Annotated in this window: 26 protein-coding genes; 10 read left to right on the top strand and 16 right to left on the bottom strand. The window is 66.7% G+C overall.

Annotated elements, in window-relative coordinates; all coding sequences use genetic code 11:
* Positions 1 to 200: 200 nt before the first annotated feature.
* The 7 genes from K2Y03_RS01090 (at position 201) to K2Y03_RS01060 (ending at position 6,238) form a co-directional block, all read left to right on the top strand.
* Complete coding sequence (locus K2Y03_RS01090; RefSeq protein ID WP_294087592.1) at positions 201 to 1,055, top strand: aspartyl/asparaginyl beta-hydroxylase domain-containing protein; 855 nt, start codon at positions 201 to 203, stop codon at positions 1,053 to 1,055.
* A 47-nt stretch (positions 1,056 to 1,102) separates the two neighbouring features.
* Complete coding sequence (locus tag K2Y03_RS01085; protein WP_294087590.1) at positions 1,103 to 1,675, top strand: NifU family protein; 573 nt, start codon at positions 1,103 to 1,105, stop codon at positions 1,673 to 1,675.
* A 28-nt stretch (positions 1,676 to 1,703) separates the two neighbouring features.
* Complete coding sequence (locus K2Y03_RS01080) at positions 1,704 to 2,297, top strand: malonic semialdehyde reductase (RefSeq protein ID WP_294087588.1); 594 nt, start codon at positions 1,704 to 1,706, stop codon at positions 2,295 to 2,297.
* Between the two features lie 84 nt (positions 2,298 to 2,381).
* Positions 2,382 to 3,407, top strand: coding sequence for a tRNA preQ1(34) S-adenosylmethionine ribosyltransferase-isomerase QueA (gene queA, locus K2Y03_RS01075; RefSeq protein ID WP_294087586.1), 1,026 nt, complete (start codon positions 2,382 to 2,384; stop codon positions 3,405 to 3,407).
* Positions 3,408 to 3,551: 144 nt separating this feature from the next.
* Positions 3,552 to 4,916: an NAD(P)/FAD-dependent oxidoreductase gene (locus tag K2Y03_RS01070; RefSeq protein WP_294087584.1), complete on the top strand. Its 1,365-nt coding sequence runs from the start codon at positions 3,552 to 3,554 to the stop codon at positions 4,914 to 4,916.
* Positions 4,917 to 5,045: 129 nt separating this feature from the next.
* The gene (locus K2Y03_RS01065) at positions 5,046 to 5,582 is read left to right on the top strand and encodes an EF-hand domain-containing protein (RefSeq protein ID WP_294087582.1); all 537 of its coding nucleotides are present in this window, start codon (positions 5,046 to 5,048) and stop codon (positions 5,580 to 5,582) included.
* 5 nt (positions 5,583 to 5,587) lie between these two features.
* Positions 5,588 to 6,238 carry an HAD hydrolase-like protein gene (locus K2Y03_RS01060; RefSeq protein WP_294087611.1) on the top strand — a complete coding sequence of 217 codons (651 nt, stop codon included), beginning with the start codon at positions 5,588 to 5,590 and terminating at the stop codon, positions 6,236 to 6,238.
* Here K2Y03_RS01060 and K2Y03_RS01055 read toward each other — a convergent pair whose 3' ends face one another.
* The 10 genes from K2Y03_RS01055 to K2Y03_RS01010 all read right to left on the bottom strand — a co-directional run bounded on the left by K2Y03_RS01055 (position 6,239) and on the right by K2Y03_RS01010 (position 17,825).
* Positions 6,239 to 7,315 carry a cell wall hydrolase gene (locus tag K2Y03_RS01055; protein WP_294087580.1) on the bottom strand — a complete coding sequence of 359 codons (1,077 nt, stop codon included), beginning with the start codon at positions 7,313 to 7,315 and terminating at the stop codon, positions 6,239 to 6,241.
* Positions 7,316 to 7,473: 158 nt separating this feature from the next.
* Positions 7,474 to 10,308, bottom strand: a complete 2,835-nt coding sequence (locus K2Y03_RS01050; RefSeq protein ID WP_294087575.1) for a pitrilysin family protein — start codon at positions 10,306 to 10,308, stop codon at positions 7,474 to 7,476.
* 55 nt (positions 10,309 to 10,363) lie between these two features.
* Positions 10,364 to 11,125 (bottom strand): GNAT family N-acetyltransferase, encoded by a 762-nt coding sequence (locus K2Y03_RS01045; RefSeq protein ID WP_294087572.1) that lies wholly within the window; start codon positions 11,123 to 11,125, stop codon positions 10,364 to 10,366.
* On the bottom strand, positions 11,122 to 11,319 hold the full coding sequence (locus K2Y03_RS01040) for a hypothetical protein (RefSeq protein ID WP_294087570.1): 198 nt from the start codon (positions 11,317 to 11,319) through the stop codon (positions 11,122 to 11,124). Before K2Y03_RS01040 ends, K2Y03_RS01045 begins: the two co-directional genes overlap by 4 nt.
* Positions 11,316 to 12,452 carry a tRNA guanosine(34) transglycosylase Tgt gene (gene tgt, locus K2Y03_RS01035; RefSeq protein ID WP_294087568.1) on the bottom strand — a complete coding sequence of 379 codons (1,137 nt, stop codon included), beginning with the start codon at positions 12,450 to 12,452 and terminating at the stop codon, positions 11,316 to 11,318. Before tgt ends, K2Y03_RS01040 begins: the two co-directional genes overlap by 4 nt.
* Before the next feature lie 3 nt (positions 12,453 to 12,455).
* A complete protein-coding gene (locus tag K2Y03_RS01030) occupies positions 12,456 to 13,391 on the bottom strand; it encodes a cation diffusion facilitator family transporter (RefSeq protein ID WP_294087567.1) in 936 nt (311 codons plus the stop codon).
* Positions 13,392 to 13,582: 191 nt separating this feature from the next.
* Positions 13,583 to 15,490, bottom strand: a complete 1,908-nt coding sequence (locus K2Y03_RS01025) for a prolyl oligopeptidase family serine peptidase (protein WP_294087565.1) — start codon at positions 15,488 to 15,490, stop codon at positions 13,583 to 13,585.
* A gap of 67 nt (positions 15,491 to 15,557) precedes the next feature.
* Positions 15,558 to 16,007: a MaoC family dehydratase gene (locus K2Y03_RS01020; RefSeq protein ID WP_294087563.1), complete on the bottom strand. Its 450-nt coding sequence runs from the start codon at positions 16,005 to 16,007 to the stop codon at positions 15,558 to 15,560.
* Positions 16,004 to 16,360: a homogentisate 1,2-dioxygenase gene (locus tag K2Y03_RS01015; protein ID WP_294087561.1), complete on the bottom strand. Its 357-nt coding sequence runs from the start codon at positions 16,358 to 16,360 to the stop codon at positions 16,004 to 16,006. The genes K2Y03_RS01020 and K2Y03_RS01015 overlap by 4 nt, the downstream gene beginning before the upstream one ends.
* Positions 16,361 to 16,577: 217 nt before the next feature.
* Positions 16,578 to 17,825 carry an ectonucleotide pyrophosphatase/phosphodiesterase gene (locus tag K2Y03_RS01010; protein WP_294087559.1) on the bottom strand — a complete coding sequence of 416 codons (1,248 nt, stop codon included), beginning with the start codon at positions 17,823 to 17,825 and terminating at the stop codon, positions 16,578 to 16,580.
* Positions 17,826 to 17,944: 119 nt separating this feature from the next.
* Between K2Y03_RS01010 and K2Y03_RS01005 the strand changes: the two genes are divergently transcribed.
* Positions 17,945 to 19,576 carry a hypothetical protein gene (locus K2Y03_RS01005; RefSeq protein ID WP_294087557.1) on the top strand — a complete coding sequence of 544 codons (1,632 nt, stop codon included), beginning with the start codon at positions 17,945 to 17,947 and terminating at the stop codon, positions 19,574 to 19,576.
* An 8-nt stretch (positions 19,577 to 19,584) separates the two neighbouring features.
* Here K2Y03_RS01005 and ychF read toward each other — a convergent pair whose 3' ends face one another.
* Positions 19,585 to 20,685 carry a redox-regulated ATPase YchF gene (gene ychF, locus K2Y03_RS01000; RefSeq protein ID WP_294087556.1) on the bottom strand — a complete coding sequence of 367 codons (1,101 nt, stop codon included), beginning with the start codon at positions 20,683 to 20,685 and terminating at the stop codon, positions 19,585 to 19,587.
* 140 nt (positions 20,686 to 20,825) lie between these two features.
* Between ychF and K2Y03_RS00995 the strand changes: the two genes are divergently transcribed.
* Positions 20,826 to 21,224, top strand: coding sequence for a hypothetical protein (locus K2Y03_RS00995; protein ID WP_294087554.1), 399 nt, complete (start codon positions 20,826 to 20,828; stop codon positions 21,222 to 21,224).
* Between the two features lie 39 nt (positions 21,225 to 21,263).
* Complete coding sequence (locus K2Y03_RS00990; RefSeq protein ID WP_294087552.1) at positions 21,264 to 21,443, top strand: DUF2256 domain-containing protein; 180 nt, start codon at positions 21,264 to 21,266, stop codon at positions 21,441 to 21,443.
* Here K2Y03_RS00990 and K2Y03_RS00985 read toward each other — a convergent pair.
* The 5 genes from K2Y03_RS00985 to K2Y03_RS00965 form a co-directional block, all read right to left on the bottom strand.
* Positions 21,440 to 22,993 (bottom strand): cryptochrome/photolyase family protein, encoded by a 1,554-nt coding sequence (locus tag K2Y03_RS00985; protein ID WP_294087550.1) that lies wholly within the window; start codon positions 22,991 to 22,993, stop codon positions 21,440 to 21,442. The genes K2Y03_RS00990 and K2Y03_RS00985 overlap by 4 nt on opposite strands.
* 148 nt (positions 22,994 to 23,141) lie before the next feature.
* Entirely contained in the window at positions 23,142 to 23,339 is a 198-nt protein-coding gene (locus tag K2Y03_RS00980) for a hypothetical protein (protein WP_294087548.1), read from the bottom strand.
* Positions 23,340 to 23,403: 64 nt separating this feature from the next.
* Positions 23,404 to 23,616, bottom strand: coding sequence for a cold-shock protein (locus K2Y03_RS00975; protein ID WP_294087546.1), 213 nt, complete (start codon positions 23,614 to 23,616; stop codon positions 23,404 to 23,406).
* A 194-nt stretch (positions 23,617 to 23,810) separates the two neighbouring features.
* Positions 23,811 to 24,089: a hypothetical protein gene (locus K2Y03_RS00970; protein ID WP_294087544.1), complete on the bottom strand. Its 279-nt coding sequence runs from the start codon at positions 24,087 to 24,089 to the stop codon at positions 23,811 to 23,813.
* A 96-nt stretch (positions 24,090 to 24,185) separates the two neighbouring features.
* Positions 24,186 to 24,359 (bottom strand): hypothetical protein, encoded by a 174-nt coding sequence (locus K2Y03_RS00965; protein WP_294087542.1) that lies wholly within the window; start codon positions 24,357 to 24,359, stop codon positions 24,186 to 24,188.
* Between the last annotated feature and the right edge of the window lie 278 nt (positions 24,360 to 24,637).

Here is a 24,637-nt window from a genome sequence, read left to right as displayed (position 1 = left end):
GCCCCGTCTAGCGGCGCGCCTGCCCCAGCGCCAGCCATCTTGATGATGCAGCATCACCCCCCACATCGCCCCCGCCATTTTTTTGCCGCGCCGCGCGATTAATCGGTCGAACCGGGCCAGCGGCTTGAAATTGTTGATACAAATTCACGTCGGCCAGGGCCGGGGGTTGAAGGAAGACTGGAATTAGGGAGCAACCACCGATGACTGCCGACACCAAGACGCTCCAGCAACGCGCGCCCCGCCCGGCCGCCGCCCCTGCCGGCATGGTGCCCGATCTGAACCAGATTTCGGGCGCGCCCGCCGCCGGCGACGCGACCCTGCATGAGGACGGCCCCCGCCCCTTCATCATCCAGCTGGGCAAGCGGCTGCGCGGGGTGTTCGACCGGGTGATCGGCGCCTCCTCGCTGGTGTCGACCGCGCCGGTGCTCGACGCGCGCGACTTTGCCTGGACGCAGGCACTGCGCGACCATTGGCGCACCATCCGCGAGGAAGCCGAGCAGGTCGCGCTGGCGGGCAACGCCGCCCCGGCGCTGGCCGATATCTCGCCCGACCATCGCGGCATCGCCCAGGGCGACACGTGGCGCTCCTTCTTCCTCTATGGCTATGGCTATGCGATCGAGGACAATCTGGCCCGCTGCCCGCGCACCGCGCGCGTGGTGGAGCAGATTCCCGGCCTGAACAGCGCTTTCTTCTCGATCCTGTCACCGGGTGCCCACATCCCCGATCATCGCGGCGTCACCAAGGGGCTGATCACCTGCCATCTGGGGCTGGTGGTGCCCGCCGATGGCGACACACGGATGCGCGTGGACGACCAGATCGTGCGCTGGGCGGAAGGCGAAACGCTGGTCTTCGACGACACCTATCGCCACGAAGTGTGGAACGACAGCCGCGGCACGCGCGTGGTGCTGCTGATCCAGTTCGAGCGGCCGCTGCGCCAGCCGGGCAAGTGGTTTTCCGATTTCTTCATGGGCTTTGTCCGCCGCTCCGCCTTTGTGCAGGAAGCGCGCGCCAATCTGGAAAGCTGGAACGCCGCCATGAAGCAGATGGACGGCTAGGCGCGCACGGGCTTGACCGGGGGGCATGCGCGCCCCAGATGGAGCCCATGCTGATCGAGACCGAAACCACGCCGAACCCGGCGACACTCAAATTCCTGCCCGGCCGCACTGTGATGGAGGCGGGCACGCGCGATTTCGCCAGCGCCGATGCGGCCGACGCCTCCCCGCTCGCCGCCGCGCTGTTCGGGCTGGGCGACGTGACCGGCGTGTTCTTCGGGCGCGATTTCATCTCGGTCACGGCCGCGCCGGGCACTGACTGGTCGCAGCTGAAGGGCGATGTGCTGGGCGTGCTGCTCGATCATTTCTCGGCCAACATGCCGCTGTTCAACCAGGGCGCGGCCGATTTCGCGGTGCCGGCCGACGATATCCAGTTCGCCGAGGACCCCGCCGATGCCGAGATCGTCGAGCAGATTCAGGACCTGATCGCCACCCGCATCCGCCCGGCGGTGCAGGGCGATGGCGGCGACATCAGCTATCGCGGGTTCGAAAAGGGCCGCGTCTATCTGTCGCTGCACGGCGCGTGCTCGGGCTGCCCCAGCTCGTCGGCCACGCTGAAGAACGGCATCGAGCAGCTGCTGAAATATTACGTGCCCGAAGTCACCGAAGTCCGCGCCGTCTAACTCTCCCGCCAGAAGAAGGAGCGTCGCCATGGGCGAAAAGCTGTCGTCAGCCGCGCTGGACACGATCTTCCGCACCGCGCGCAGCGCCAATGGCTATACCGACGCGCCCGTGACCGCTGCCGATTGCGAGGCGATCTGGGAGCTGATGAAATGGGGGCCGACCTCCGCCAACCAGATGCCCGCGCGGCTGATCTGGTGCTTGACGCAGGAGGCGCGCGACCGGCTGGCCGCCCATGCCAGCGGCACCAACGCCGCCAAGATCAAGGCCGCGCCCGCCGCCGTCATCATCGCGATGGACGAGAATTTCCACGAGCATCTGCCCGACCTCTTCCCGCATGCCGACGCAAAGAGCTGGTTCGAGGGCAATCTGCCGCTGCGCCAGACGTCCGCCATGCGCAACGCCACGCTGCAGGGCGCCTATTTCATCATCGCCGCGCGCGCGCTGGGCTTTGATGTGGGGCCGATGTCGGGGTTCAACAACGCCGCGCTCGATGCCGATTTCCTGGCGGAGACGCCCCATGTGAAATCGAACTTCATCGCCACCTTGGGCGTGGCCGATCCGGCGACGATCTTCCCCCGCTCGCCGCGCCCGGCCTTTGACCGGTTCAACCACTTCGCCTGACGCGGGCGACCGCATAAATCCCCCCTTGCCCTTCCCGCCGCGCCGACGCATGGGCGCGACTTGCCACCAGCAGGAGGAAAACGGGTGAAGGTCGACCTGTTCGATTTCGAACTGCCGCAGGACAGGATCGCGCTGCGCCCGGTGTCGCCGCGCGATGCCGCGCGCATGCTGGTGGCGCGCGGGGGCGCCATGGAAGATGCCGGCGTGCGCGACCTGCCCCGGTTGCTGAACCCCGGCGACATGCTGGTGTTCAACGATACCCGCGTCATCCCCGCCCAGCTGGAGGGCAAGCGCGGCGACGCGAGCATCGGCGCCACGCTCCACAAGCGTGAGGGCGTCCGCCGCTGGCGCGCCTTCATCCGGAACGCCAAGCGGCTGCAGCCGGGCGACCGCATCCTGTTCGGCATCGATGCCAGCGCGATTGCCAGCGACCGGGCCGAGGATGGCAGCTTTGCGCTGACCTTCGAAGGCGACGAGCCGGTCGAGCTGCTGCTGGCGCGCGTCGGCACCATGCCGCTGCCCCCCTATATCGCCAGCAAGCGCGACATCGACGCGCGCGACGCCGATGATTACCAGACGATGTTCGCGCGCGAGGAAGGCGCGGTCGCCGCGCCCACCGCCTCGCTCCACTTCACGCCCGAGCTGATGGCGGCGATCGAGGCGGCGGGCATCGAGCATGCCACGCTCACGCTCCATGTCGGCGCCGGCACCTTCCTGCCGGTGAAGGCCGACGATACCGACGCGCACCAGATGCACGCCGAATGGGGCCGCATCGACGCCAAGACCGCCGCCCGGCTGAACGGCGTGCGCGCGCGCGGCGGGCGCATCGTGGCGGTGGGCACCACCGTGCTGCGCCTGTTGGAAAGCGCCGCCGACGAGAACCGCTTCATCCAGCCGTTCGAGGGCGACACCGCGATCTTCATCACGCCGGGCTATCGCTTCAAGGGGATCGACGCGCTGATGACCAATTTCCATCTGCCGCGATCGACGCTGTTCATGCTCGTCTCGGCGCTGATGGGGCTGGAGACGATGAAGGCCGTCTATGCCCACGCCATTGAAAATGAATACCGTTTTTATTCGTATGGCGATTCATCGCTGCTGATCCCGTAAGCGGGGGCGGCCGGGCGTTCGTCATGCTGATGGCGTATGCCCTGCGGCGAAATAGCAGCAGGCTATTGTCAAACCCGCCCAGTCATGCACTGAATGATTGACGGGGCCACCGATCAGGAACGGGGACATCGGGATGACGACGCAATGACCGCCGCGCCTGACGCGCCTGCCACGCGCACCGAGGGGGCACCGGCCGCGCCGCTCAAGACGCAGATCGTCATTGTCGGCGGGGGCGCCGGCGGGCTGGAGCTGGCCGCCAAGCTGGGCGCCAAGTTCCGGGGCCGGCATTTCGACATCATTCTGGTCGACCGCAACCCCACGCATATCTGGAAGCCGCTGCTGCACGAGGTTGCGGCCGGGTCGCTCGACGCCAATCTCGACGAGGTCGGCTATCGCAGCCATGCCCATCGCTGGGGCTATCGCTTCTTTCTGGGCAGCATGGAGGGGATCGACCGGGAAAACCGGCAGGTGATCATCGCGCCGATGATCGACGAGGACGGGCGCGAGATCACCCGGCGCCACGCCATCCGTTATGATTATCTGGTGCTGGCGCTGGGCTCCGTCTCCAACGACTTTGCCACCCCCGGCGTGGCCGAGCACTGCATCTTCCTCGACAGCCGGACCCAGGCGGACCGGTTCCGCCAGAAGCTCTTGAACGAGTGTCTGCGCGTGTCGGCGGCGATCAGCCAGTCGGCCGAGACCGACGCCTATGTGCGCGTCGCCATTGTCGGCGGCGGCGCGACCGGGGTGGAGCTGGCGGCGGAGCTGTACAACGCGGCCGCCGCCTTGAGCTTTTACGGGCTGGAAGTGTTCGACGAGAGCCGGCTGAAGGTGACGCTGATCGAGGCCGGCCCGCGCATTCTGCCGGCGCTGCCCGAAAAGCTGGCCGAGGCAGCGCACAAGGAGCTGGAGGCGCTGGGCGTGCGCATCCGCACCGGCGCGCAGGTGGTGGAGGCAACCCGCCAGGGCATTGTGCTGAACGGCGGCGAGACCATCGATGCCGACCTGCGCGTGTGGGCGGCGGGCGTAAAGGCGGCCGACTTCCTGAAGGACATTGCCGGGCTGGAAAGCGCGCGCGGCAACCAGCTGGTGGTGCGCGCGACGATGCAGACGACGCGCGACGACCGCATCTTCGCGATCGGCGACTGCTGCAGCTATGTGCCCGACGGCGCGACCCGCCCGATTCCGCCGCGCGCGCAGGCCGCGCACCAGATGGCTTCGGCCGCGTTCGACAATATCTGCCGCGCGATAGCGAAAAAGCCGCTGCGCCCGTTCGTGTACCAGGACCATGGCTCACTGGTGTCGCTCAGCCGCTTTTCGACCGTGGGCAGCCTGATGGGCAATCTGATCGGCGGGCGCATGGCGGTGGAAGGGGCGCTGGCCCGCTTCGTCTATGTCTCGCTCTACCGGATGCACCTCATCGCGATCCATGGCTGGGTGAAGGGGCTGGCGATGATCGTGATCGGCCATGTCAACCAGATCATCCGGCCAAAGCTGAAGCTCCACTGAGCCGCGCAGCGCCGATTGGCGCCTTCGCCCTTGCCGACGGCCCCGCGCGAATTTACGAGGGCGCGGAACGCCCCCGTCCCCGCTCGATGGCGAACACGTCAGGGCGCTCACTCACCTAGCGAAAGTGGCATGCCGACTCGATCCCACCTGATCCTTGCTGCGGCGCTCGCGGGGCTGGCGGCGACGGCTGCCCCCGCGCAGCAGCCGCCGGGCACGCAGCCGCCGGGTGCACAGCCGCCCGCCCCCGTCCAGCCGGCCGCCACTATCTTCGCCGAGCCGGTCGCGCTGATGATCGCGGCGTGCGACGGCGATGGCGACGCGCGGGTGAGCCCGGCCGAACTGGCCAATTGCCTCAAGCGCAGCTATGCCACCATCGACACGGGCGGCCGCGGGATGATGGGCTATATCAGCTTTGCCGACTGGGCCGAACGCTGGCTGGGCGACCGCAATGCGCTGCCCAGCCCTTTTGAGGTGGACAGCAATGGCGACAACCAGATCACGCTTGCCGAATTGCAGCTCTGGTTCGACCGCGCCTTTGCCCGGTTCGACAAGAACCGCGACGCCGTGCTGGTGCGCAGCGAATTGCTGACGCTGGATCGCGGCATGGCGCGCCCGCGCGTGGACCCCAATGCCCCGCCGCCCGATGGCGCGCGCCGCCGCCGGTGACCGTGATGACCGCCACCCCGCGCTATGCGCTGACCATTTTCGATTTCGACGGGACGCTGGCGGATTCGGGCGACTGGTTCCTGTCGATTGCCGACGATCTGGCCGACCGGTTCCGCTTCCGCCATGTCCACCCCGACGAGGTCGAGGGCCTGCGCGGCCGCACCTCGCGCGAGGTGATCAAGCATCTGGGCATTCCGCGCTGGAAGATACCGCTGATCGCGCGCCACCTGCACCGGCGCCTCGCGGCGGAGACGGGCAAGATCGCGCTGTTCGCCGGCGTGCCCGCATTGCTCGAAACGCTGGAGGCGGCCGGCGTGACGATTGCGCTCGTCACCTCCAATTCGGAGGATAATGTCCGCGCGATCCTGGGCGAAACCAACGCGGCGCGCATCGCGCATTGGGAATGTGGCGCGTCGATGTTCGGCAAGGCGCCGCGCTTTCGCCGGGTCATCCGCCGCGCCCGCGCGCCGCTGGAGGCGTGCCTGGCGATCGGCGACGAAACGCGCGACCTGACCGCAGCGAACAAGGTGGGGATCGACGCGGCCGCCGTGCTGTGGGGCTATGCCAATCAGCAGGCGCTGACCGCGCTTGGCCCGGTCACCACATTTTCCGCGCCCGAACAGGTGGTGCCCTTCGTCCTGAACGGCGCGGCCTGATCAGCGCAGCGGTTTGCCGCTGTCCTTCCATTTGTCGAGGATCTGGCTGTCCGGCAGCGTGTCGGTGCGCGCAGTACCGCTGGCCGCATAGGCCGGCTGGATGTTCGACGGTGCCGTCACCGGCGCAGGCGGCACGGTGAGCGGTGCTGAGGGCGGGCGGAAGCCGAGCGCGGCGGGCGGCAGGCTGGCCGAGGCCATCGTTACCGGCGGCAGCAGCGGCACCGCGCGCGGGTGCGGCCCCGGCACCGGCTCGCCGCCTGCATAACGCTGCGCGAAGGCAGCGGGCGTGCCCCAATAACCCTTCCACCGGTGGAAGAAATGCGCGCCGATCGCCGCCGTCATCACCAGCGCGCGGTTCCACGCGGGCGTCACGGCATAGGTGTGGTAATGGGTGGCGGTGCCGACGCTTGCCTCCACCCCGCCGGCCAGCATCAGGCTGGCATTGCGCAGCGCCCGCGCCCAGCCGGCGCGCGAGGGCTGCCGCGCCATCGCCCCGTCACAGGCGAAGCTGAACTGGCAGCCGGCCCGTTCAGACCCCTGATAGACCACGCCGCACACGGTGGCGGGAAAGGCCGGGTGGCGCACGCGGTTCAAAATCACCTGCGCCACCGCGCGCTGACCGGCATCGGGCTCGCTGGCCGCCTCATAATAGATGGCGGTGGTGAGGCAGTTGAGCGCGCGGCCTAGGTCCTGCCCGCTCGCCCGCGCCATCGAAAAGGGCGCGGCCGGCTTGATCGTGCCATCGGCCATGGCGAGCGCCGCCGCGTTGGACGGCATCGGCAGATCGGGCAGCGGCGCGGTGCCGGTCACCCCGGCGGCGGGCGCGGCAAAGTCCGGCGCGGCGCCGGTTGCGGCGGCCCGCTCGGCCGGCGGCAGTGGCGCGTCATACAGCAGGGCGGCGCCCGGAAAATGGTCCTGCGCGTCGAAACCGCGCGGTGCCGGCTCGCTCATATTGGCGGGCAGATGATCGATGATCGCGCGGATCGCCGCCTGCGCCGAATAGCCGATGGTCGCCAGCGCCAGCAGCGCGGCGGCGCGCGGCGCCCAGCTGCCCATAGTGCCGATGCCAATAGCCACGACGACGCCTCTAACCCAAGCCAAGGCGCGCGATAGCAGAATATGGGCCGCTTTGCTGCCCCTGATTTAACGCTGTGCCAGTGTGATACAATAATTGGTTAACGTAACCCATTGGTCACACCGCGCCACCCCAATCAAGGGCAGCACTGGAACGCGATTTACTTCAGACCAGCACTATCCAGATTGAGCTTGTCAGCCGCAAACAGTTCCAGATTGGGGTAGGTCTTGCGCAGTTCATCGACAAACTGCTTGGCGTCCCCCACCACGATGATGCTGGCGACACCCGGATCGAGCAGCTTGGCCGCCGCCGCCTGCACCGCTGCCGGCGACACCCCGGCAATGGCGGGGGTGTAGCGCTGCAGCTCGTCGAGCGGCACATGGTTCAGCACATAGGTGCCGATCAGCCCGGCCAGCCCCTCGGTCGTTTCCGCCGCGCGGCCGAAATTGCCGATCAGCACCTGCTTGCGCGTGTCGAGTTCGGCCTCGGTCACCGGCTCGGTGCCCAGCCGCTTCATCTCGGCCAGAATAAGGCCCACGACTTCGGGCGCCGACGGGTTCTTGGTCTGCGTCTGCGCGGCGACTTGGCCCCCTTCGGCGCGCGCGCCCAGGCTGCTGCCCGCGCCATAGGCAAGGCCGCGCTTGATGCGGATTTCCTGGTTCAGCCGCGCCGAAAAGCCGGTGCCGAGCACGGCATTGGCGGCCTGCGCGGCGTGGAAGCCGGGGGCACTGCGGGCAATGCCGGCCCGCGCGATCACCACACCCGCCTGCCCCGTGCCGGGCAGATCGACCACGATCACGCGCGGCGTCGTCGCCGCGGTGATGGCGGGGGTCGCCTCGGCGGGGGCCTTGGGCATCGTCCAGCCGCCGAAATGGCTGCGCGCCAGCGCCAGCCCCTGTGCGGCGGTCAGATCACCACTCAGCACCAGCGTGGCCCGGTCGGGGCGCCAGTGGCGGGTGTAGGCGGCGCTGATCTGGGCGCGGGTGATGGCCTTCAGCGATCCCGGCGTGCCGGTCAGCATGCTGCCATAGGCGCCGTCGCCAAACACCGCGCGGCTGGCAACGAAGCTGGCCAGCCGGGCTGGATCCTTCAGCTCCACGCCGATGCCGTCGATCGTCTGGCTGCGCGCGCGGTCAATCTCGTCCTGCGCGAACACCGGGTTGCGCGCGGCATCGGCCATGATTTCCAGCGCCTTCGCCGCCTGATCGGCCTTGACCGACACGGTCAGCGTCGCCCCGTCCCAGTCGCCATTGCTGTCGATCGAGCCGCCCAGCGCTTCCACCGCGCGGGCGATCTGGGTGGCGGAGCGCGTCTTGGTGCCCTTGGTCACCAGTTCGGCGGTCAGCGCGTTGAGCCCGGCCGCGCTGCCATCGGCCGCCGCGCCGCCCGGCACCGCCAGCACGGCGGAAACCAGCGGCAGCGTGTGCCGCTCCACCACCACCACTTTCAGCCCGTTGGCCAGCGTGGCGGTGACCGGCTGCGGCACGCGCGGGGCGACCGGGGCGGCGGGCGGCGGCGGGCGCAGCCGTTCCGCCTCCGGCGCGGGGGTGTGGACGGTGATGTTGGCCGGCGGCGCCAGCACGGCGACCTGAACCCCGGCGCCGATGCCGATGCTGTCGCCCTTGGGGCTTTGCGCGCTGCGCGGCAGATAGCGCACGATGGCGGCCTGATTGTCGCCCAGATAGCGGCGTGCGACGCGCTGCACATCGGCGGCGGTAACGGCGGCAATCTCGGCCAGCTGGCGATCGGCGGCGGCCGGATCGCCATCGATGATGATCGCCTCGGCCAGCGCCGATGCCTTGCCGTCGGCGGTTTCGCGCGCGCGCAGCGTGCTGGTCAGAATGCGGTTGCGCGCCTTGGCCAGTTCGGCCGCCGTGACCGGCGCATCGCGCAGCCGGGCGATTTCGCGCTTCAGCGCCGCTTCGCCCTGTGCCGCCGTCTTGCCGCCGGCCAGAATCGCATAGACGGCGAGCGCCCCGGTCGACTGGCGGCTGCTCATGAAGGTGCCGGCATTCACCGCCAGCTGGTCACGATAGACCAGGCTTTCGTACAGGCGCGAGCTTTCCCCCTCGGACATGATCGCGTTCAGCACCGCGAGCGGCGCATTGTCGGCGTCGCGGTCCGGCGGTACCTGAAAGCTCATCAGCACTGCCGGCAGCGGCACATTGTCTTCATAGACCGTGCGGGTGATCGCGGCGGTGCGCGGCGGCTCGGCCACTGTCACGCGCGGAATGGGCGTGGTCGGGCGCTTGATCGGCGCGAAATATTTGTCGACCCACTGGTCCAGCTGCTTGGGGTCGAAATTGCCGGCAACGACCAGGACGGCGTTGTCAGGGCGGTAATAAGTGGCGTGAAAGGCGCGAACATCGTCAATCGAGGCTGCTTCCAGATCCTCCAGGCTGCCGATGCCGGGCCGGGCATAGGGGTGCGCGGCATAGGAAATCTCTGGAAAATAAAGATAAAACAGCCGGCCATAGGGTTGGGCGAGGACGCGCTGGCGCAACTCCTCCTTCACCACATCGCGTTCGGAAGCGAACACCTTGGGCTCGACGACCAGGCTCGCCATCCGGTCCGCTTCCGCGAACAACAGCCGTTCCAGATGGTTGGCGGGGACGGTCTCATAGTAATTGGTATAGTCATCGTCGGTGGAGGCATTATTGAAGCCGCCAACATCCTCGGTCAGCCGATCAAACTGTTCTGGCACAAGATTGCGCGTCGCCTTGAACATCAGATGCTCAAACATGTGCGCAAAGCCCGAACGACCTTTGGGATCGTCCTTGCTGCCGACATCATACCAGACATGGACGGCGACATTGGCGGTCGACGTGTCGCGGATGGCATAGACGCGCAACCCGTTGGAAAGCGTGCGCCCGGTGTAAACGAGACGCTCTACTTTACCCCCCTTCGCCGCCGCCGGCCGACCCGGTTTTCCAGCGGCTTCAGCAGCAAAAGGCAGCGCGGCAACCCCCAGCAGCAAGGCGGCACGAAGCATCATCTGGCATCCCCTCCGATAGGATTTCAGCGAAATGTCGCTGAGTGATTTAGCCCTGTCAATCAGCCATCACCCAGGTCCGCGCCATCGCCACCGGCACAAATCCCAGCCGCGCATAAAGCTGCTTGGGCGGCTGGTCGGCATGAGCGTCCAGGAACACCGCGTCGCACCCGGCATCGCGCAAATCTTCGGTCACCGCTGCGATGAAGGCGGACATCAGCCCCTGCCCCCGCGCCGCCGGCAGGGTGAACAGATTCTCGATCAGCCCCAGCCGGCCGGGACAGACCATCGCCATTCCATAGCCCTGCGGCACACCGCCGGACATGATGATCCGATAATAGCCGGCCCGGCCCAGCATCTGCGCCATCAGGCCGTCCGCCGTCGCCGCGTCCATCGCACCGGTGCGCCGCCCCTCGGCAAAGTCGGCCTCGATCAGCGCCGCAAAGGTCGCGCGGCTCGCGTCATCGGCAACGGGAATGAGCGACACCGGCGGCGGCGGCGCGGGGAGGTCGATCCGCTCAGCGACCATCTCGATCAGCTGCTGGCACACGGCAAAGCCGGCAAGCGCCAGCGCTGCCTCAATCGCCGGGTCGGTCAGCGCATCGGCAATCACCACCAGGCTGTCCGCGCCCGCCAGCTGCTCGCGCACCTCGGCCAGAAAGCGGGCCGGGTCCGCCCCCGGCTTGGCAAAGGCAAGATTGGCATCCCACACGCTGGGGCGGCCGGGATCGCTCGCGATCTGCGCGTGGTCCGTCTCCACGCGCGCGCCACCCATCAGCTTGAAGTGACGCCGCGCCGCCGCGACCTGCTGCGCGGTCACTTTTTCTTGCGGGCGTGGTTCACATAGAGCAGCGCCGCCGCCAGCGCCGCCGAGCCGATGCCCAGGCCAATGGCGATCGGCAGCACCGATGTGCCCTGTGGCTCCTCGGGGTGGGCCGCGGCCGCCTCGGCCATGTTCTTGGCGTTGATCGCGGCGACTTCGATCTCGTTGATGGGTCGGGGCTGGTCGGTCATGCTGTCATCCTCTCACGCGCGTAACTGGCTCTGAACGCCTGCGCGAACGCGGCCAGCCGCCCCGCCTGAATCGCCCCGCGCAGATCGTTCATCAGTGCCTGATAGAAGAAAAGATTATGCTCCGTCATCAGCATCGCGCCCAAAATTTCGCCTGCGCGGACCAGATGGTGCAGATAGGCCCGGCTCCACCGCGCACAGACCGGGCAGGCGCAGTCGGGGTCGAGCGGGCCCTGATCCTCGGCAAAGCGGGCATTGCGGATGTTGATCGGCCCGCTGCGGGTGAAGGCCTGGCCGGTGCGGCCAGAGCGGGTGGGCAGCACGCAGTCGAACATGTCGATCCCGCGTTCGACCGCGCCCACGATATCGTCGGGCTTGCCCACCCCCATCAGATAGCGCGGCTTGTCCGCCGGCAGCTGGCCCGGCGCAAAGTCCAGACAGCCGAACATCGCCGCCTGCCCCTCCCCCACCGCCAGCCCGCCGACGGCATAGCCGTCAAAGCCGATCTCGATCAGCGCCTCGGCCGATTGCCGGCGCAGCCCTTCATCGAGCGCGCCCTGCTGGATGCCGAAGATCGCCGCGCGCTCGGCATGGGCGCCGCCTGCGTCGAACGCCGCCCGGCTGCGCCGCGCCCAGCGCATCGACCGCGCCATCGCAGCGGCCTGCACGTCGCGCGTGCTGCTGGTCGGCACCAGCTCGTCGAACGCCATGATGATGTCCGAATCGAGCAGGCGCTGGATCTCGATCGAGCGTTCGGGGCTGAGCGTGTGGCGGGCACCGTCCAGATGGCTTTTGAACGTCACGCCATCCTCGCTGCGGGTGGTGAGGTCGGCGAGACTCATCACCTGATAGCCGCCGCTGTCGGTCAGTATCGGCCGGTCCCACCCCATGAAGCCGTGCAGCCCGCCCAGCCGCGCCACCCGTTCCGCCGTGGGGCGCAGCATCAGGTGATAGGTGTTGCCCAGAATGATGTCGGCGCCGCCTGCGCGCACATCCTGCGGCTTCATCGCCTTCACCGTGGCGGCGGTGCCGACGGGCATGAAGGCGGGCGTGCGGATGGTGCCGCGCGCCATCGCGATCTCGCCGGTGCGCGCCGCACCATCGGTCGCGTGGATGGTGAAGTCGAACCGCGCCATTGTTCAGCCCATGCCGTGCAGGCGGCAGGGATCGCCGCGCTCGATTTCGATCTGGAGCGTGCTGTGCTCAATGCCGTGCCGGTCATGCAGCAGGTCTGCGGCGCGGCGCAGAAAGCTGTCGCCGGGATGGCCGCCGGGGATCACCAGCCGCGCGGTCAAAGCAACCTCGGTCGTGCTCATCGCCCAGATGTGCAGGTCGTGCAGCCGCTCCACCCCGGGCAGCGCGCGCAGCGTCGCGGCGACGGCGGCGGCATCGATGCCGCTGGGCACCGCGTCCATCGCCAGCACCACCGCCTCGCGCAGCAAGCCCCAGGTGCCCCACAGGATCAGGGCAACCACCACGAGCGAGGTCACCGGATCGATCCATGAAGCACCGGTCAGCCATACGAGACCACCCGCCACCACCACCCCGGCGGAAACGCCCGCATCGCCCAGCATGTGGAGATAGGCCGCGCGCACATTCAGGTCGGCCCCACGCCCGGCCGCGAACAGCCAGGCGGTGAGCGCGTTGATGACGATGCCGATCGCCGCGACCGCCATCACCATCTGCCCGGCGACCGGCTGCGGCGCGAGCAGGCGCTGCACCGCCTCCAGCGCGATGGCGCCGGTCGCGACCAGCAGGAACAGCCCGTTGGCGAGCGCCGCCAGAATGGTGGTGCGCCGCCAGCCATAGGTGAAGCGCGGCGATGGCCGCCGCCGGGCCAGCCGTGCCCCGCCCCAGGCAACCAGCAGGCCGAGCACGTCCGACAGATTATGCCCCGCATCGGCCAGCAACGCGACCGAGCCCGCCGCCAGCCCTGCCACTGCCTCCACCACCACGAACGACAGGTTGAGCGCCACGCCGATGGCAAAGGCACGGCCATAATCGGCCGCATCGACATGGCTGTGCGGATGGCTGTGCGCGTGGCCGTGCGGGGTCGGGGCGTGGAAATGCGCCATCGCCCGCGCGATAACCGACACCGGCGACGCGGGCTAGAGTCTGTCCCGATTTTATTCGATCACCGTTCGTGTCGGGCGAAGTCGAGACACGTGGCCTTGGCATCACGCCCGCAACCGCGTCCCTCGACTACGCTCGGGACGAACGGATTCAGTTTGAAATGGACCAACTCTAGCGCGATTTCACCCGGGCGTTACGGCTGCGGCTTGGCCCCCAGATATTTGCCGAACCATTCCAGCGTGCGGCGCTGCACATCGGCGGCATTGGCCGGGTTGCGGATGCCGTGGCCTTCCTCGGCATAGATCACCAGGCTGGTCGGCACGCCATGCGCCTTCAGTCCGTTCCAATATTCGACCGACTGGGTGGGTGGCACCTCGATATCGCGCTCGCCGACATAGATGAAGGTCGGCGTTTTGGCCTGGCCGATCACATAGATGGCGGAGACGGCCTTGTACGCCTCATAATCCTCATACACCGACTTGCCGAAATAGGGGATCATCCATTCATTGATGCCGTTGGTGCCGTAATAGCTGATCCAGTTGCTGAGGCCGGCCGACGCGATGATCGCCTTGAAGCGGTTGGTCTGGGTGTTCGCCCACATCGCCATGAAGCCGCCATAGCTGCCGCCCATCAGCCCCAGCCGCGCATCGTCGATCGGCGCCACTTTCTCGGCCGCATCGATGCCGGCCAGAATGTCGCGCAGGTCGCCGCCGCCGAAATCGCGCTTGTTGGCGGCGACGAAAGCCTCACCCTGGCCATAGGAACCACGCGGGTTGGGCAGGAACAGATAATAGCCCGCCTTCAGCAGCTGGGCATTGGTGCCGCCCGAGACGAAGCCGGGCAGATGCGCCGCCGCCGGTCCGCCATGGACGATGGTGATCATCGGCGCGCGCTGGGCGGGGTCTGCCCCTGCCGGCGCGAGCAGCCACCCTTGCGAGGTGAAGCCGTCCTGCGTCCAGCTCAGGCTGCGCGCGCTGACCAGCGGCTTTTCGCCGTCATTGTCATGCGTCAGCTGCTTGAGCGCGCTGAGCGGCCCGGCATGGATGGCCGGCGCCACGGTGAAGCTCTGGATGACACTGGCGGCATGGCGGCCATCGGCACTGAACGCGGCCCGCCCGTCGCCCGCGGCCATGTTGACGGCGGCCGAATAAGCGGCGGGGCCAAAGCCCTGTGCGCCGACGGGGGCAAGCTGCATCTGGTCGCCGCGCAGCACCACCGCGCGCAGGCCGGCATCGGTCCAGTCGAGGCTGAGCGCGGTCGCCTTCTGCCCCTCGGTCAGATTGGCGGGCGCGCCGCCGGCCAGCGGCACCGTCCACACATCGCCACCGACCGAGCCGAAATCGCTCATCACCCCGCCGATGAACGCAACCGTCCGACCATCGGGCGAAACGCGCGGAAAATTCATCTGCAGCTTGGGCCGCGCGATGGTCATGACGGCGCCACTGCCGATATCGATCCGGTCGAGCGTTGCCACCCACCAGTTGGCGTCGCCATTGCCGAGCGCGGTAGTCGCCACCACGCCGCTGCCATCGGGCAGCCAGTCATATTCATAGACATAGCGGCCCGCGGGGCTGACCGGGCTGATCGCCTCCGAAGCGAGCGCCGCCGCGCCGCGCTCGAACACGGCAAGGCGCTGCTCGTCGTTGCGCGCGCCGATCTCGCCGACCTGGCGCACCCCGGCCTGCGCCGCGCCTGCTTCCTTCGCCGCGCCGATCGTCACCAGCAGCGCGATCCGCCGGCCATCGGGTGAAAAGCGCGGCGTCTGGGCAATGCCCTTCACCGTGGCCACCGGTCGCGTCGCGCCGCCCTGGCTCAGTTCCAGCGTTACCGTGCCGGCGCTGCGATCACGCGCCAGAAATGCCAGCGCGCCGTCCGCAGCAAAGGTCAGCCCTGAATAGCTGCACACCGGGCACGGATCGAGCGTGTCGAGCACCCGGCCGTCCGCCGCGGCGCGCAGCACGACGCGGGCATGCCCCTCCCCCTCCACGGTCGCGATGCGCGCGCCCTTCGCGTCGATTGCCAGCGCACCATATTGCTTGGGCGCGGCCAGCGCCGGGCCCGCCACCACCATGCCCGCCAGCGCGAGTGCCCAGAATTTCATGCAACCCTCCCTTATTCTGTCGCCCCGTCCCTGCCGCGCGCGGCTGGCAGGCGCAAGCGTCGCCCGCCTATTCGGCCGATCGCGTGCGGATCAGGCCGATGGCGACCGTCGTCATCACCGCCTCGCCATGCTGGTTCTTGACGGTGATGCGGCTGCGATAGCTGCCCATTTCCGGCCGGCTTTGCGAGCGGCGCTTCTCGAGCACCTCGGTCTCGCAGTGGAGCGTGTCGCCCGGATAGACGGGCTGCAGCCAGCGCAATTCGTCCTGCCCCGGCGAGCCAAGGCTGGCCTGTTGATGGCTCTTCATATTCTCCACGAGCATCGCCATCATCATCGCACAGGTGTGCCAGCCGCTGGCCGACAGGCGGCCGAAATAGGTCTGCGCCGCCGCCTCGTCCGACAGGTGGAAGGGCTGCGGATCATATTTGCCGGCGAACTCGATCACTTCCTCGCGGGTGACCTGATAACTGCCGAAGCGCTGAACTGCGCCAACCTCGACATCCTCGAAAAAGATCATTGGTTTCCTTCGTTCACGACCGGCACCACCATCACGGCGATGGTCGCCGTCTGGGCACCCGAAAGCTGAAGCGTGTAGCGGCCGGCGGCAAGCTGAAAATCAACCATTTTGCGGATACCCGAGCAGGCGGGGCCATGATCATGGCCGACCGAGGCGAGCGGCTTGCCCGCGGCCACCAGGTCGATCCAGGCCGGGCCGCCGAGCATCACACGGTAGCGCCCGGGCGCCGGCACCACGAGCATCAGCAGCCCGCCCTCGCGGCCGGGCGCCGTGCCCTCGGGCGCCACATCGAAATCGACCGACGCCATGCTGAGCAGCTTCACCTCAACGCGCTGGCCAAGAGGCAGCGGCATCGCCCGGCGGTCATCGGACGCGGCCGAGGCCATCATGCCGGCAGCCCCGCGTTGCCAGCCGGCAAAGGGTGGAGGCAAGACAGGCGGGGTCGCAGGGCAGCTATCGGCTGCCAGCGCCAGCGCGGCAATCAGCATCGGGAGTTACTCCTGGGTTGCGGCCCCCACCCTAGCGTGATCGGAACCGGGGGCAATGGTTGCGCCCCGACAGAATGATCCGTCAGCGGCCGAGCGCAGCGCGAAAGGGCGCGTCGTCGCCGTCCAGCCCCTTGCCGGGCGGCAACCCCAGCAGGTCGCGCAGCAGCGGCGCGATGTCGACATTGTCGAAGCTGGCAATGCGCCCCAGCGGCCGGATCGCCGGGCCGCTGGCAAGAAACAGTGCCGCCATTTCGGGCGCGGCCGGATCATAGCCATGCGCGCCGCCGGTCTTGCCCTGCTTGTCGGGCGGCGGCGCCCTTTCCACGATCAGCCAGCCAATATCGGCCAGGCAGATGAAGCTCGGTACGCGCGGATTCTGGCCGTAGTGCAGCGCCACGGGCACCTGCTGCCGCCGCCAGCAGCGCATATGATCATGCGGCGCCAGCAGCGCGGCAGCGAGTGCTGCCTCCTGCCCCGGCTGCGGTTCAAGCCCGGCATAGGGACCGCCGGTGATCACGCGAAAGCTGCCCGGCGGCGCCACGCGATCGAGCGGGATCACGCGATCCGCGCTGGTCGCCGCCATGCCATGATCGGCCACGATCACCAGATTGGCGGGCTGGCCCAGCGCCGCCAACTCCTGGCGCAGCCGCCCGATTGCCGCATCGACGCTCGCGGCCGCCGCAGTGGTACGGGCATCGTCCGGGCCGAAATCATGCCCGGCATGGTCCACCTCGTCGAAATAGAGCGTCAGGAAGGCGGGGCGAGTGGCGGCCGGGCGGCGGAGCCAGTCGATAATCGCGTCCACCCGCTGCCGGTTGCTGACGGCGCCGGCGAACTGCTGCCAGTCGCTGGGTCGCACACCGCCGAAATCGACGTTCGATCCCGGCCAGAACATCGTGGCGGTGCGGATGCCCGCTTTTTCCGCCGTCACCCAGATCGGCTCGGCCTGGGTCCACCAGAAGCTCTGGTCGCTCTGCATCGTGAACAGCTGGCCGGGATAGGCCGGGTCTTCCATCCGGTTGCCGACAATGCCGCTGCGATCGGGGCGGAGCCCTGTGACGAGCGTATAGTGATTGGGAAAGGTGATCGACGGAAAGCTCGGCCGCATCGCCGCCGAAATGCCGGCATCGGCCAGCGCCGACAGATTGGGCGTCACGCCGCGCGCAAGATAATCGGCGCGGAACCCGTCGATCGATACCAGAATGGTAACGGGCGCGCGGACCTCTGCGGCGGCTGGGGCAACCCGGTTGGGTGCAGTGACCGGCTGAGTGACGCACGCCTGAAGACCGGCGGCGAGTAGGGCGGCAGCAATCCGGCTGATCAAACGCATGGCCCGCGCTATGGGCTGGCTTAGCGACAAAAGTGTGACAGCCGCCGCATGCCTTCAGTTAATGTCTTGTGGATCGCTTTTGATTGCGTTTTTCACGCTTGTGACTGACTTTGGCGCGGATGACGATGATTGCAGACATTGACGGTTTTGAGCGCTGGGTGAAACACCGTCCCGACGCTTGGGGTCGGGCCATAACTTGCCGCGTTGCATTACGTGTATTGCCTTTGGCCCTTACCGAACGATTTGACAGAAGCTTCACCCGTGTTTTTCGGGCGGCCAGCATCGCCTTTGCAGCCAACCATTTAATCTCTAAAGATTTTGTTATGGCCGGCCCCGTTACGGGCTTTGATCTCGAATTTGTCGCCGCCTCGGTAGATCGAAACGCCCTCGTCGGACCGTTGCCCAGCTCGTCGGACGTGCTTGCAGTCTTGACGATGGCTGGCGCAGCGTTTGCCGCAATGTCTCACGGCGCGGTGCCTTCAATGATTGCCTGTGTTAACCGCGCGATAGCCGCCGCAAAGGCGATCAACGCAGCGCCTCAAGACTTATGGGATAGCATTTCTGGGGATCGGCAGTTGCTAGAAGCACAAAATTTCATGGAAAACCCGGCGAAGGCCATAGTAGAAATGCCACTTTGGCCAAATCACACTCCAATGTGGTTTAACGAATCGTGGCAAGTGGCGCAGCGCACGTTATTGCGTGCCGATCCTAGCCATGATCTTTGGCAGCGCTGGTTTGAAAGGCGCATAGAAGGGCACTCCTCCGCTTTTGCATTGCCTGCCGATACTGACGCACGAGTGCAATCATGGCTCGCTGATAGAACTGCCCAGCAAGACAAAGGCTTTTGGGAGCGCGACGCGGCCGAAATCAACCGTGATATTCAACGTACTATAAACGAGTTGGCCCCTCTAAACATCCCGGCGCAGCATCCTCACGAGTTGCAAACTTTTGCCCGCGATGGCCGCGTTGCGCGCATGCAGGCGCCGCTGCATTCTGACAATCCGGCGCAGGACCTGCGCCGCCGGGATGCCTGGAATGCGATCCGCAAAGCTCTCGACGATTATATGAACGATGGCCCGGCCAATAATCTGCCGCGCCTCAACCGGATGATTGATCGACTCGCGGCCGCGCTCGGGAATGAATTCGCCGATTTCAATCCGATCGGTCTGGGCGTGCAAGCTGAGTATCTGCAACAATTTGCACTGCGCGCTGACGAGTTGCTGATGGCCGATCGCGCGGCTGATCTGGTCGCGCTTAACACGACGGTTGGCGCGCTACTGCCGCAATTCGACGAATGGCTGGCATATATCGCCGATGCCGATATCCGACATGAGGTGCCTCCCGAGGCGCTTGCTGCCGCACGCCAGGTTGCTGACGCCATTCGACTTCATGATGCCGCCGAAGCCGAGGTTAACAGCGCGCTGAGTGAGATGGGCGACGACGCCGCCGATGAAGAACGCGCGACCGATCCCGAGATGCCGGCCATGCAAACCTATCGGAAGCGCTTTTTGGGGGGCCTGAGCAATGTCCTTGCGACGGCCGGCCAGATTGCGCTTGATTTCATCAAAACTAAGGTTGCAGCTGTCGACAAGGGCATCAATAAGGGCCTAGAATCCGCCGGCGAGCGCGGCACGATGGCGGTATTCATTAGCATTGCCAGCTATTTGTCGGTACTGGCTGGCGCATACCCGCCATTGGCATACCTGACACCGCTGCTCGCATTACTGCGCAACAACACGCCCAAAAGCTGATCCAAGACTCACACGTTAAACCGGAACAGCATCACGTCGCCGTCCTGCACGACATAGTCCTTGCCTTCCTGGCGCAGCTTGCCGGCCTCGCGTGCGCCGGCCTCGCCCTTCAGCGCGACATAATCGGCAAAGGCGATCGTTTCGGCACGGATGAAGCCACGCTCGAAATCGCTGTGAATCGCGCCGGCGGCCTGCGGGGCCTTGGCGCCCTTGTGCACCGTCCAGGCGCGGGCTTCCTTTGGGCCGGCGGTGAAAAAGGTGATCAGGTCGAGCAGCGCGTAGCCGGCGCGGATCACGCGCGCGAGGCCGGTTTCCTCAAGGCCCAGCTCGGCCAGAAACTCCCCGCGATCCTCGGCGGCCATCGTCGCAATCTCGGCCTCGATCGCCGCCGACACGATCACCGCCTGCGCGCCCTCGGCGGCGGCTTTCTCGAACACGCGGGCGCTAAGCGCATTGCCGTGGGCAGCGCTCGCCTCCTCGACATTGCAGACGTAAAGCACCGGCTTGGCGGTGAGCAGCTGCGCCTGCGCGAAGGCGCGGCGTTCATCCTCGTCCTTGGGCACGGTGAGCCGCGCCGGGCGCCCTTCGCGCAGCAGGTCCAGCGCCTGGCCCAGCACGCTTGCCGCCGGTTTCGCCTCCTTGTCGCCCTGCGCCGCCTTCTTGGCGAGGTTGGGCACGCGCTTTTCCAGGCTTTCCAGATCGGCGAGCATCAATTCGGTTTCCACCGTCTCGGCATCCGCAATCGGATCGACCTTGCCCTCGACATGGGTGACGTCGCCATTCTCGAAACAGCGCAGCACATGGACGACCGCGTCCACCTCGCGGATATTGCCTAGGAACTGGTTGCCCAGCCCCTCCCCCTTCGATGCGCCGCGCACGAGGCCGGCGATGTCGACGAAGCCCAGCTGCGTCTCGATCACCTTGGCCGACTGGGCAATGCCGGCCAGCTGGTGCAACCGCGGATCGGGCACCGCGACATTGCCGACATTGGGCTCGATCGTGCAGAAGGGATAATTGGCCGCCTGCGCCGCCGCCGTTTCGGTCAGCGCGTTGAACAGCGTCGACTTGCCGACATTGGGCAGCCCGACAATACCACAGCGAAATCCCATAAAGCCCGATCAATCCCTGTCGCGAAATGATGACGAGGCCGCTTAGGCGCGGATGAGGCCCGCGTCCAGCTTGCGCAGGGCAGCGGCGCGTGTCAGCATTGCAACGCGTTCATATGAAACGGGAATGGAAGGGGGCAATGATGAACAGGCTGATCATCGCGGGCATGCTGGCCTTGGCCACCATCGGCAGCGCTGCGGCGCAGGACACTAGCCCGGCTGAGGGCCTGAGCTGCGCGGGCAAGGTCGTCACCTTCCGCTACAACATCGTCAAGCCCGGCCAGCTCGATGCGTTCAAGAAAGCGGTGGCCGATCACGGCGCCTGGTACGCCGCGCGCAAGAGCGGCACCAGGGTCGCCTATGTGCGGATGATGAAGCGCGAGGGCGGCAAGCTGGTCTATGACGATAGCGCCGTGATGACGATGGTCACCTATGACGCCCGCCCGCAGCCGGCGCGCGACGCCGCCTATGCCGCGTTCGTGAAGGCCTATCGCAACAGCTCGGCCGTGAAGGAGGAGCATCGCGGTTGCCTGCCGGGCTGATCGCTTGCGCGTTGCCGCGCGCCATGCTTGGGGCGCGCCATGCCACGTCGCGACGCCCCACCGACCAAGCCCAAAAAGGCGCATCTGCCCAGTAAGCCGTGCCTTGCCTGCGGCCGCCCCTTCACCTGGCGTAAGAAGTGGGAGCGTGACTGGGAGCAGGTGAAATTCTGTTCCGATCGCTGTCGCGCCCAGGCGAAAACCGCGCGGCAGGGGCCCTAACCGCGCCAGCCGCGATCGGTGCCTTGATGGCTGAGGTACGCTAGAAACCGGTCCGCCTGATCGTTCAGCGCCGCGCGGTGCGCCTCAGTGAACCGATCATAGGTGCGGTACATCTGCGCCATCCGCGGGTTGCCCGCAAACCGATTCCGATGCCGTGCCAGGAAATGCCAATAAAGCGCGTTGAAGGGACAGGCATCCGGACCCACCTTCTCCTTGACGCGGTACCGGCAGCCGCCGCAGTAGTCGCTCATCCGGTCGATATAGGCGCCCGATGCGGCATAGGGCTTGGAAGCGAGCCAACCGCCATCGGCATACTGGCTCATCCCGATGGTGTTGGGCGCTTCCACCCATTCGAACGCATCCAGATAGACCGCCAGATACCATGAATGCAGCGCATGCGGGTCGATACCGGCGATCAGGGCGAAGTTCCCGGTCACCATCAACCGCTGGATATGGTGGGCATAGGCATGGGTCTGGGTCTGCCCGATCGCTTCCGCCATGCACGCCATGTCGGTCTCGCCCGACCAATAGAGCGCCGGCAAGGGCCGGTGCGCGTTCAGCGCGTTGCGCTCGGTATAGCCCGGCATTCCCAGCCAGTAGATCCCGCGCACGTATTCGCGCCAGCCGATGATCTGGCGGACGAAGCCCTCCACTGCGTTGATCGGCGCGCGGCCGGCGCGATATTCGGCTTCGGCGCGGCGGCACAGATCCAGCGGATCGACCAGCCCCACATTGATCAGCGGCGACAGCAGACTGTGATGTAGAAAGGGTTCTCCGCGCAGCATCGCGTCCTGGAAATCCCCGAAATGCGGCAGCGCGTGGCGCAGGAAGTGATCGACCGCGCGAGCGGCATCGGTGCGAGTGACCGGAAACCAGAAGGGCTCCAACGTGCCGAAATTTTCGGCGAAGCGCGCGGCCACCATATCAAGCACCGCGCGCGTGGTATCGCTGGGCGGCACCCTGACCGGCATGGGCATGAACAGATCGGCGCGGGCAGGCTTGCGGTTTTCAGTATCGAAGTTCCAGCGGCCGCCGGCGGGCTTGTCGCCCTCCATCAACAGCCCCGTTTTGCGCCGCATCTCGCGATAGAAATGCTCAAGGCGCAGCTGCTTGCGTCCCTTTGCCCAGCGCCCGAATTCATCGATCCCGCAGATGAAACGATCGTCGGGCCGCAGGTCCATAAGGCTGCCGTAGCGCTCGCACCAACCAGCCTGCATCTGCCGCACACGCCACTCGCTTGCCTCGGTCAGCGCCACACGGCCGGGCCTGTGCCGCGCCATCGCGCGCGCCAGCTCTGCGCCGAATGAGCCGCCGTTGTCAGGCGCGTCCATCGGCACATAATCGACCGTCCAGCCAAGACCGCGCAGCTCGTCAGCAAAGGCGCGCATGGCTGCCAGGATGAAGGCGAGCTTCTTCTTGTGATGCGCGGCATAGACTGCCTCTTCGGCGACCTCGACCATCAGGACGACGTCGCGGGAGGGGTCGGCGCCGCGCAGCGCCGAAATGTCCGGGCTCAGCTGATCACCCAGCACGAAACACAAAGTGCGCATTCGCCCAACAGACCCCGGCTGCAAAGGGGGCTGCTTACGCGATCATTCGGCGATGAGACAGACCCCTCCGATTGCCTCGTCCTGGCCCAGCGAGTTGAATGGCCAACCGACGCAACGAATTTCCGGAATGCGGGAAGCCAGGAGGAGACTATTTGGAATCGTGCAGCGTCAGTTTGCCTTCGCGGACCAGCCGCGCCCGTTCGGTGCGATCCTGGCGGTCCGCCATCTCGAACCAGGCGCGCGCCGCACGCAGATTGCGCTCGCGGACATTTTCCAGCGTGGTGGCTTCGGCTTCCGCCGTCGCGCGGGCGGCATGGCCGCGATAGGTTTCGGCAAGCGTACTCAAAAGCGCGATCTCCCGCGAGGATCGGCGGCGCCCGAACAGACGCCGCCGTGCCAGGGTAACTCGGTCAGTCCGCCGCGACGAGGTTGACTGCGGATGTCTTGCCGCGGTTGTCCTGCTCGAGGTCGTAGGAAACACGCTGGTTCTGCTGCAGCGTGGTCATGCCGGCGCGTTCGACGGCAGTAATGTGGACGAAGGCGTCGCCCCCGCCAGCGTCAGGCGAGATGAAGCCATAGCCCTTTTGTTCGTTGAAGAACTTTACGGTTCCGATGGTGCTCATGTGAATATCCTTTTCCTTGGCGGGCAGACCGACAACCGGCGTGCCCGGTGCCGCGGTGCAGACTGAAGGAAAAGGGGGCCGCAAAGCTCCAAGAACCGTCGATTTGCGACTGTAGCCACTTGCATGTGGGGAGCGCAGGGCGAACAAGCAAGGGCATCCCCGGCGTGCTTCAGCCGTTTGCCCATCAGGGAAAGCTATGCGCCAGCGGCGCGCGCGGCAATTGCCTGCTCAACCGCGTCGCAACCGGCAGCACTGGCCACCGCCAGATCCAGCGGCCTGCCCTCGAGCACATCATGATAACCGTTGAGGAATGCGATCGCCGCGTCAGCGCCCATCATGTTCCAGGCCAGCAGCGTGACTCGGCTCTGCCGTTCGACCGCCTCTGGCGACAATCGCGCCGTCGATTTGTGGAAGAGCCGGCGTTTCGGGCGCGGGGCTGCGACGGGTGCGCCGTCAAGATGGTCGTCGCTCAACGCCGAACACCTCCATCGAGCATCTGTGTCGTCATCATGACCTTTCCACTCCGGGCCAACCCGTCAGACGTGAGCAGACTCTGTCTGTGCACGCCGTCAGCCCTGTACGAGCGGCAGCGCGCCCGTTCCCAGCCGCTGCTGCAACTGGCGGATCTGACCAGCATAGCCCCGCGCCATGCCGCGATGCGACAGTTGTGCGTCTTCGCAAGCCGTGGATTTGGCCCGCATCAGCGAAATCTGGTGACGTGCAAGAAGATAGTTGAGGTCCATGGCGCCGCTCCAACCGGATGTAAGCGGGAGCGCATGCGTCTCTCGGCCGCGGGCGCCTACGATCAGCCCTGCCCGCGATGTCTTGCATATGGGGGCATGGACCGGGTTCCATAACCCCGTTGACGAATTAAACTTGGGCGCACCTGAAAGCTCTGCCGCCCGCCATCACTCCCATTCGATTGTTTAAACTGCCCATAAACCTTTGAAAAATATGCGGTAAGCACCTGAGGTGACGGTCATTTTCCGATTGCGCGGCCGTCAAAATGCTACGCTTTTGA

Origin of the sequence: Sphingomonas sp. (genome assembly GCF_019746015.1) — a bacterium.
Lineage (GTDB): Bacteria > Pseudomonadota > Alphaproteobacteria > Sphingomonadales > Sphingomonadaceae > Sphingomonas.
This window is presented reverse-complemented; position numbering and strand designations above follow the sequence as displayed.

Bases quoted from the DNA above. Each gene is read 5' to 3' on its own strand.
- K2Y03_RS01090 (WP_294087592.1), top strand. From the start codon at position 201: ATGACTGCCGACACCAAGACGCTCCAGCAACGCGCGCCCCGCCCGGCC.
- K2Y03_RS01085 (WP_294087590.1), top strand. From the start codon at position 1,103: ATGCTGATCGAGACCGAAACCACGCCGAACCCGGCGACACTCAAATTC.
- K2Y03_RS01080 (WP_294087588.1), top strand. From the start codon at position 1,704: ATGGGCGAAAAGCTGTCGTCAGCCGCGCTGGACACGATCTTCCGCACC.
- K2Y03_RS01070 (WP_294087584.1), top strand. From the start codon at position 3,552: ATGACCGCCGCGCCTGACGCGCCTGCCACGCGCACCGAGGGGGCACCG.
- K2Y03_RS01065 (WP_294087582.1), top strand. From the start codon at position 5,046: ATGCCGACTCGATCCCACCTGATCCTTGCTGCGGCGCTCGCGGGGCTG.
- K2Y03_RS01060 (WP_294087611.1), top strand. From the start codon at position 5,588: ATGACCGCCACCCCGCGCTATGCGCTGACCATTTTCGATTTCGACGGG.
- K2Y03_RS01050 (WP_294087575.1), bottom strand. From the start codon at position 10,308: ATGATGCTTCGTGCCGCCTTGCTGCTGGGGGTTGCCGCGCTGCCTTTT.
- K2Y03_RS01040 (WP_294087570.1), bottom strand. From the start codon at position 11,319: ATGACCGACCAGCCCCGACCCATCAACGAGATCGAAGTCGCCGCGATC.
- tgt (WP_294087568.1), bottom strand. From the start codon at position 12,452: ATGGCGCGGTTCGACTTCACCATCCACGCGACCGATGGTGCGGCGCGC.
- K2Y03_RS01030 (WP_294087567.1), bottom strand. From the start codon at position 13,391: ATGGCGCATTTCCACGCCCCGACCCCGCACGGCCACGCGCACAGCCAT.
- K2Y03_RS01025 (WP_294087565.1), bottom strand. From the start codon at position 15,490: ATGAAATTCTGGGCACTCGCGCTGGCGGGCATGGTGGTGGCGGGCCCG.
- K2Y03_RS01020 (WP_294087563.1), bottom strand. From the start codon at position 16,007: ATGATCTTTTTCGAGGATGTCGAGGTTGGCGCAGTTCAGCGCTTCGGC.
- K2Y03_RS01015 (WP_294087561.1), bottom strand. From the start codon at position 16,360: ATGCCGCTGCCTCTTGGCCAGCGCGTTGAGGTGAAGCTGCTCAGCATG.
- K2Y03_RS01010 (WP_294087559.1), bottom strand. From the start codon at position 17,825: ATGCGTTTGATCAGCCGGATTGCTGCCGCCCTACTCGCCGCCGGTCTT.
- K2Y03_RS01005 (WP_294087557.1), top strand. From the start codon at position 17,945: ATGACGATGATTGCAGACATTGACGGTTTTGAGCGCTGGGTGAAACAC.
- ychF (WP_294087556.1), bottom strand. From the start codon at position 20,685: ATGGGATTTCGCTGTGGTATTGTCGGGCTGCCCAATGTCGGCAAGTCG.
- K2Y03_RS00995 (WP_294087554.1), top strand. From the start codon at position 20,826: ATGAACAGGCTGATCATCGCGGGCATGCTGGCCTTGGCCACCATCGGC.
- K2Y03_RS00990 (WP_294087552.1), top strand. From the start codon at position 21,264: ATGCCACGTCGCGACGCCCCACCGACCAAGCCCAAAAAGGCGCATCTG.
- K2Y03_RS00985 (WP_294087550.1), bottom strand. From the start codon at position 22,993: ATGCGCACTTTGTGTTTCGTGCTGGGTGATCAGCTGAGCCCGGACATT.
- K2Y03_RS00975 (WP_294087546.1), bottom strand. From the start codon at position 23,616: ATGAGCACCATCGGAACCGTAAAGTTCTTCAACGAACAAAAGGGCTAT.
- K2Y03_RS00965 (WP_294087542.1), bottom strand. From the start codon at position 24,359: ATGGACCTCAACTATCTTCTTGCACGTCACCAGATTTCGCTGATGCGG.